The 6,691-nt window shown below is 72.9% G+C and carries 5 protein-coding genes; 4 read left to right on the top strand and 1 reads right to left on the bottom strand.

Features of this window, described 5'->3' with window-relative positions; all coding sequences use genetic code 11:
* Positions 1 to 46 precede the first annotated feature (46 nt).
* The 3 genes from EES42_RS23890 to EES42_RS23880 are packed head-to-tail and all read left to right on the top strand — an operon-like array spanning position 47 to position 4,054.
* On the top strand, positions 47 to 2,176 hold the full coding sequence (locus tag EES42_RS23890; protein WP_124720310.1) for a hydantoinase/oxoprolinase family protein: 2,130 nt from the start codon (positions 47 to 49) through the stop codon (positions 2,174 to 2,176).
* Entirely contained in the window at positions 2,173 to 2,766 is a 594-nt protein-coding gene (locus EES42_RS23885; protein ID WP_124720309.1) for a hypothetical protein, read from the top strand. Before EES42_RS23890 ends, EES42_RS23885 begins: the two co-directional genes overlap by 4 nt.
* A 4-nt stretch (positions 2,767 to 2,770) precedes the next feature.
* Positions 2,771 to 4,054 carry a TRAP transporter large permease gene (locus EES42_RS23880; RefSeq protein WP_124720308.1) on the top strand — a complete coding sequence of 428 codons (1,284 nt, stop codon included), beginning with the start codon at positions 2,771 to 2,773 and terminating at the stop codon, positions 4,052 to 4,054.
* Positions 4,055 to 4,108: 54 nt separating this feature from the next.
* Here the strand turns inward: EES42_RS23880 and EES42_RS23875 are convergent, their stop codons facing one another.
* Positions 4,109 to 5,272, bottom strand: coding sequence for an ABC transporter ATP-binding protein (locus EES42_RS23875; protein WP_124720307.1), 1,164 nt, complete (start codon positions 5,270 to 5,272; stop codon positions 4,109 to 4,111).
* A 106-nt stretch (positions 5,273 to 5,378) separates the two neighbouring features.
* On the opposite strand from EES42_RS23875, the gene EES42_RS23870 reads away from it, so the two are divergent.
* Complete coding sequence (locus EES42_RS23870; protein ID WP_124720306.1) at positions 5,379 to 6,674, top strand: alpha/beta fold hydrolase; 1,296 nt, start codon at positions 5,379 to 5,381, stop codon at positions 6,672 to 6,674.
* The last annotated feature ends 17 nt before the right edge of the window (positions 6,675 to 6,691 follow it).

Here is a 6,691-nt window from a genome sequence, read left to right as displayed (position 1 = left end):
CGGCCCGCCCGCGCATCAACCCACCCGCACAAGGAGGTGCCCAGCCATGACCACCCACCGCATCCGCGTCGGTATCGACGTGGGCGGAACCTTCACCGACGCCGTGGCCGTAGACGCCACGACCCTCGAACTGCTGGGGCAGGTGAAGGTTCCCACCAGCCACCACCACGAGGACGGCGTCGCCCACGGCATCGTCGAGGCACTCGACCGACTGCTGGAACAGACCGGCCGCGCCGCCGAGGACGTCGCTTTCCTGGCCCACGGCACGACACAGGCTACCAACGCCCTGCTGGAGGGCGATGTCGCCACCGTCGGGCTGATCGGCATCGGTACGGGCCCCGGCGCCGTGCTCACCCGCCGGCTCGCCTCGCTCGGCAGACTCGAACTCGCCCCGGGCAAGCGGCTTCCGCTCGCCTACGCCCATGTGGCCGACCCCGAGGACGCGGACCAGGTGCGCACCGCCGTCGACACCGTCACCCGGGACGGCGCCCAAGTCCTCGTCGCCAGCGAACCGTTCGGCGTCGACCGGCCGGAGGGCGAGCAGGCGGTCCTCGAAGCGGCCCGCCCGCGCGGACTGCCGATGACGGCCGCGCACGAGATCACCTCGCTGTACGGACTCGCCAAGCGGACCCGTACCGCCGTGGTCAACGCCGCGATCCTGCCGCGCATGCTGGCCACCGCCGACCTCGTGGACTCCTCCATCACCAAGGCCGGGGTGAACGCGCCGCTGATGGTGATGCGGTGCGACGGCGGGGTGATGTCGCTCGACGAGATGCGCCGGCGTCCGCTGCTGACCGTGCTCTCCGGCCCCGCCGCAGGGGTCGCGGGCGCGCTGATGCAGGAACGGATCAGCGAGGGCCTGTTCCTGGAGACCGGCGGCACCTCCACCGACATCAGTGTCGTGCGCCGGGGCAAGGTCGCCGTCCGGCACGCAACCATCCTCGGCAAGGCGTCCTACCTCTCCGCGCTCGACGTACGGACCGTCGGTGTCGGCGGCGGGTCCATGGTCCGGATCGACGGCGGCAAGGTCGTCGGCGTCGGGCCCCGCAGCGCGCACATCGCCGGACTGCCGTACGCCTGCTTCGCCACCCTCGACGAACTGCGCGACGCGCGGATCACCACCGTCCGGCCGATGGACGGCGACCCCGACGACTACGCCGTGATCGACGCGGCCGGCGGGCGGTACGCGATCACGATGACCTGCGCGGCCAACGCACTGGGCCGGGTACCCGAGGACGACTTCGCCCGCTGCGACCAGGACGTGGCCCGCGCAGCGCTGGCCCCGCTGGCCGCCGCGCTGTCCACCGATGTCGCCACCGCGGCGGCCCGGCTCCTCGACGCCGGCACCGAACAGGTCCGAGCCGTCACCGACGCCATGATCCGCGACTACCGGCTGGAGAAGGACACCGCGGTCCTGGTCGGCGGCGGCGGGGGCGCCGCGTCCGTCACCCCGCACCTCGCCTCCGTCACCGGCCAGGAGGGCCGGATCGCCCGGCACAGCGAGGTCATCAGCCCCATCGGAGTCGCCCTCGCGCTGGTCCGCGAGCAGATCGAGCGGATCATCCCGGGCGCCGGCCAGGAACAGATCCTCGCCGTCCGCGCCGAGGCCGAGGCGGCCGTCGTCGCCCAGGGCGCCGCCGCCGACGGCGTGGAGGTGGAGGTGACGGTGGACCCGCAGACCAGCACGGTACGGGCGGTGGCCACCGGCGCCACCGAACTGCGCACCCAGGACCGCGCCCACCGCGCCGACGGGAACGAACGGCTGCGTGCCGCCGCGGCCAGCCTCAAGGCCGACCCGGCGGACGTGAGCATCCTCGCCACCACCCCCGCCCACACCGTCTACGGCACCGAGGTCCGGCGCCGCTTCCGAACCACCCGGCATCCCGTCCGGGTCGTCGACGCCGACGGCGTCGTCCGGCTGCACGCCCCCGACGCCCTGGTCGAGACGACCACCGTCGCCGCCGCCCCCGAGACGCTCGCCCGGCTCGTCGGCGAGGCCACCTCGTACGGCGACGGCGGGGTCCGCGCCCCCGCCCTGCGGCTGCTCCTCGGCTCCCGCATCGCCGACCTCTCCGGCGTACTGGACCCGCAGCCCCTGCTCGCCCTGGCCCGCAGCGAACTCGGCACCCGCGCGGCGGACGAGCCCGTGGTCGCGGTCGTGGAGGCGAGAACATGACCACCACCGTCGGCCTCGCCGCCACCGACGACATCGAGTTCGGCGTACGGCTCCTGGCGGCCACCCCCACGCACGAAGGACGCGACCGCGAACTGCTGCGCCACTGGGCCACCGTGGCAACGGAGTTCGGCGCCCGGCTCGCCCCCGCCCCGTCCCGCGCCCGGGTCGTCGAACGCGACGGCGGGCTGGAACACGGCCTCCTCGCCCGCTACACCTCACGCCCCGCGACCGTCGAGCTGTACACCGACACCGTCGCCCGCGCCGAGGCACTGGTCGACGAGAACGGCTGGCGCCACTGGTACCCGGCGGGCTCGGTGCGCGCCGCGGCCCTCGCACACGAGGCCGTCCACGAACAGCTCCACCACGGCACCGCGAAAGCAGCGCTGAAAGAGGCACTCGGGCATGTCGTGCTGCGGCTGGGACGCCGACGCCTGTACGGCCATGTCGCCGGGGCCGAGGAGATCGCCGCCCACGCCCACGCCCGCACCGCCTGCGGACTCGGCCGCAGCCCACTGCTGCTGACCGCCGCACTCGCCACGGCCGGCGCGCACCACACCACTGCCCCGCACGCGCACGGAAGAGAGAAGTAACGCCATGGGCGTCGTCATCCTCCTCGTCATGGCGGCCGGTGTCGCCGCGATGCTCACCCGGAAACTCCCCACGGCCTTCGCGCTCGTCGTCCTGGCCGTCGTCATCGCCCTCGTCGCGGGCGCCCCGCTCACCGGCAAGAACAGCGTCCTGGACACCGTCCTCCAGGAAGGCGCATCCGCCCTCGCCGCCACCATGATCGCCATCCTGCTCGGCTCCTGGCTCGGCAAGCTCCTGGACGAGACCGGCATCGCGGGCACCCTCGTCCGCAAGATCGTCGAATTCGGCGGCGACCGCCCGGTCGTGGTGGCCCTCGGCGTCCTCGCCGTCTCCACCCTCGTCGGTACGGTGACGGGCTCCGCGCCCGCGGCGATGCTCGCCGGAATCATCGGCATCCCCGCGATGATCGCCGTCGGCATCCCCAAGGTCACCGCGGCCGGCACCATCCTCATGGGCATCGCGGCGGGCATGCCGTTCGAACTCCCCGTCTGGCAGTTCTTCTCGACGGCCCTCGAACTGCCCATCCCCACCGTGCGCGGCTTCATGATCAAACTGTTCCCGTTCGCGCTGGCCGCCGCGGTCCTCTTCGTCCTCGTCGAGTCCCGCCGCCGGGGCGTCGAGCACGCCTGGTCCGCCAAGTCCCTCACCCCGGAACCGCGTTCCGGCCGGCGCGCCCGGCTCGGCGACGCCGCCTGGTACGCGCTGCTCACCCCGGTCGTACCGCTGGTGCTGGCCCTCGGCCTCGACGTGGCCATCATCCCCTCGCTGCTCGCCGGCGTGCTGTACTGCCTGGTCACCACCACCCGGCCGCGCGAGATGAACAAGCGGCTGCTGCGCACCCTCTACGGCGGCTTCGAGGTGGCCGCCGCACCGATCACCCTGTTCATCGCCATCGGCATCCTGCTCGCGGCCGTGAAACTGCCCGGGGCGATCGAGGCGCTGGAACCCCTCGTCGAGGCGGTCAGCCCGCAGAACGCGGTGCTCTTCGTGCTCGTCTTCACCGTCCTGGTGCCGCTCTGCCTCTACCGGGGACCGCTCAACGTCTTCGGTCTCGGCGCGGGCATCGCCGGTGTCCTGATCGCCGCCGGGATCTACCCCGCCACCGCGGTGCTGGGCCTGGCCACCTCGTACAACCAGGTATTCGGCGTCGCCGACCCCACGAGCACCCAGACCGTGTGGAGCGCGCAGTACGCGGGCGTCACCCCGCAGCAGGTGATGATCCGCACCCTGCCCTACGTGTGGGCCGTCGCCCTCGGCGGCTTCTGCGTGACCGCCGCCACCTGTCTCTGACACGTCCACCCGGGCTCTCGCCCGCGTAGGGGGCGGGGGCCCGCGTCCCGCCCCCTACGCGTCCGCGACCGAGTCGAACGGCACCTCGTCCCGGGCCACGCCCCGTGCGTCCGCGTCGACGGAGCGGCGCAGGGCCTCGTGGAGCTTGGCTGGGGTCAGCACGCCGAGGAACCGGGAGCCGTCCAGCACCGCCACCCACCCCGCGTCGTGCTGGAGCATCTCGCTGAACGCCTGCTTCAGCGGGGCGCCGACCGGAACCCAGGCATCCATCCTGCGGGCCAGTTCGCCGACCGTGCCGTGTTCGCCGGCGATCCGCAGCGCGTCCGCCGCCACCCAGCCGTGCAGGTCGCCCTCGCCGTTCAGCACCACCGCCCAGCGCGCACCCGCCCCGCCCAGCCGGGCCGCCGCGGTGCCGGCCGGTTCGTCCAGCCGGGCGACCGGCGGCTCCTCCAGGTCCTCCGGCTCGATCGTGGTGACCGAGAGCCGCTTCAGGCCCCGGTCGGCGCCGACGAACCGTGCCACGTAGGGGGTCGCGGGTGCCCCGAGCACGGCGCCCGGGGTGTCGAACTGCTCGATGCGCCCTTCCCCGTACACCGCGATCCGGTCGCCCATCCGGACCGCCTCCTCGATGTCATGGGTGACCATCAGGACCGTCTTGCGAACCGTCGCCTGCAGGCTCAGGAACTCGTTCTGCAACCGCTCGCGCACCACCGGGTCGACCGCACCGAACGGCTCGTCCATCAGCAGCACCGGCGGATCCGCTGCCAACGCCCTTGCCACCCCCACCCGTTGGCGCTGGCCGCCGGAGAGCTGCGCGGGGTAGCGGGAACCGTACGTCTTCGGGTCCAGGCCCACCAGATCCAGCAGCTCGGCCGCCCGCTCCCGGGCCCTCGCCCGCTTCCAGCCGACCAGTGCGGGAACGGTCGCGGTGTTGTCGAGGACCGTGCGGTGCGGGAAGAGACCGACCTGCTGGATGACGTAGCCGATCCGGCGGCGTAGTTTCACCGGGTCGACCCCGGAAATGTCCTCGCCGTCGACGAGAATCCGGCCCGACGACGGTTCGATCAGCCGGTTGACCATCATCATGGTCGTCGTCTTGCCGCAGCCGGACGGCCCGACGAGGGTGACCAGCTCGCCCTCGGCGACCTCGAAGGACAGCTCGTCGACCGCGGTCGTACCGTCCGGATACACCTTGCCGACCTGCTCGAACCGGATCATGCCTGCACGGTAGGAGGTACCCGGGCGCCCCGCACACGGGCCGCGACCGTCCGTGTCGGTGCCGTGTGCTGAACTGTCCGTGGCACATCTGAATCAGGAGCACCTTGTGAGCAGCTACCGGCACCCCGGCATCGTCTTCACCGACCGCTATTTCACGGTCCCGCTCGACCACAGCGATCCGGGCGGTGAGCAGATCGAAGTCTTCGGCAGGGAGGCCGTGGCGAGCGGCCGGACCGGCGAGGAGCTGCCGTGGCTGGTCTATCTGGAGGGCGGTCCCGGCTTCGGTGCCCGGCGGTTCGTCGGCACGGAGGCCTGGCTGGGGCGGGCCGTGCAGGAGTTCCGGGTGCTGCTGCTCGACCAGCGCGGCACCGGCCTCTCCACCCCCGCCAACCGGCAGACCCTGCCGCTGCGCGGCGGCCCGCGCGAGCAGGCCGACTACCTCACCCGTTTCCGGTCCGACAGCATCGTGCGCGACTGCGAGCTGATCCGCCCGCAGCTGACCGGCGGCGAACCGTGGACGGTCCTCGGCCAGTCCTTCGGCGGCTTCTGCGCGGTCCGCTATCTGTCGGCCGCGCCCGAAGGGCTCAAGGCCGTCCTGATCACCGGCGGGCTGCCCTCCCTCGACGCGCACGCGGACGACGTGTACCGGGCCGCCTACCCCCGCATCGAGCGCAAGGTCGCCGCGCACTACGCCCGCTACCCGCAGGACGTCGAGCGCGCCCGGGAGATCACCGCCCATCTCCTCGAACATCCCATCGACAGCGCGGGACACCGCCTGACCGCCGAGGGGTTCCAGTCCCTCGGCATCATGCTGGGCGGCGGCAGCGGCAGCCACCAGCTGCACTACCTGCTGGAGAACGCCTTCGTCCGCACCCCGCACGGCACCGAGCTCTCCGACACCTTCCAGGAGGCCGTGCGCACGGCCTCCTCGTTCGCCGGACACCCGCTGTACGCGCTGCTCCACGAGGCGATCTACGGCCAGGACGAGCGGCCCACCGACTGGTCCGCCGAGCGGGTCCGTGCCGAATTCCCGCAGTTCGACGCGGCCGCGGCGCTCAAGGGCGACGGCCCGGTGCTCTTCACCGGGGAGAGCATCCACCCCTGGCACTTCGAGGTGGACCCGGCGCTGCGCCCGCTGCGCGAGACCGCCGGGCTGCTGGCCGCCCGCACCGACTGGGCGCCGCTGTACGACACCGAGCGCCTGGCGGCCAATCAGGTGCCGGTCGCGGCGGCCGTGTACCACGACGACATGTACGTCGACACGGAACACGCGCTGCGCACGGCCGCGTCGATCCGGGGCCTGCGCACCTGGGTGACCAATGAGTTCGAGCACGACGGGCTGCGCGCGGGCGGGCCGCGGGTGCTGGACCGGCTGCTCGCCCTGGTCCGGGACGACGTCTGACCTTGCTCGTGAGTGGT

The organism is Streptomyces sp. ADI95-17, from assembly GCF_003846175.1.
Lineage (GTDB): Bacteria > Actinomycetota > Actinomycetes > Streptomycetales > Streptomycetaceae > Streptomyces > Streptomyces sanglieri.
Note: the sequence above shows the minus strand (reverse complement) of the source record. Positions and strands in the feature narration are given on the sequence as shown.

Bases quoted from the DNA above. Each gene is read 5' to 3' on its own strand.
- EES42_RS23885 (WP_124720309.1), top strand. From the start codon at position 2,173: ATGACCACCACCGTCGGCCTCGCCGCCACCGACGACATCGAGTTCGGC.
- EES42_RS23880 (WP_124720308.1), top strand. From the start codon at position 2,771: ATGGGCGTCGTCATCCTCCTCGTCATGGCGGCCGGTGTCGCCGCGATG.
- EES42_RS23875 (WP_124720307.1), bottom strand. From the start codon at position 5,272: ATGATCCGGTTCGAGCAGGTCGGCAAGGTGTATCCGGACGGTACGACC.
- EES42_RS23890 (WP_124720310.1), top strand. From the start codon at position 47: ATGACCACCCACCGCATCCGCGTCGGTATCGACGTGGGCGGAACCTTC.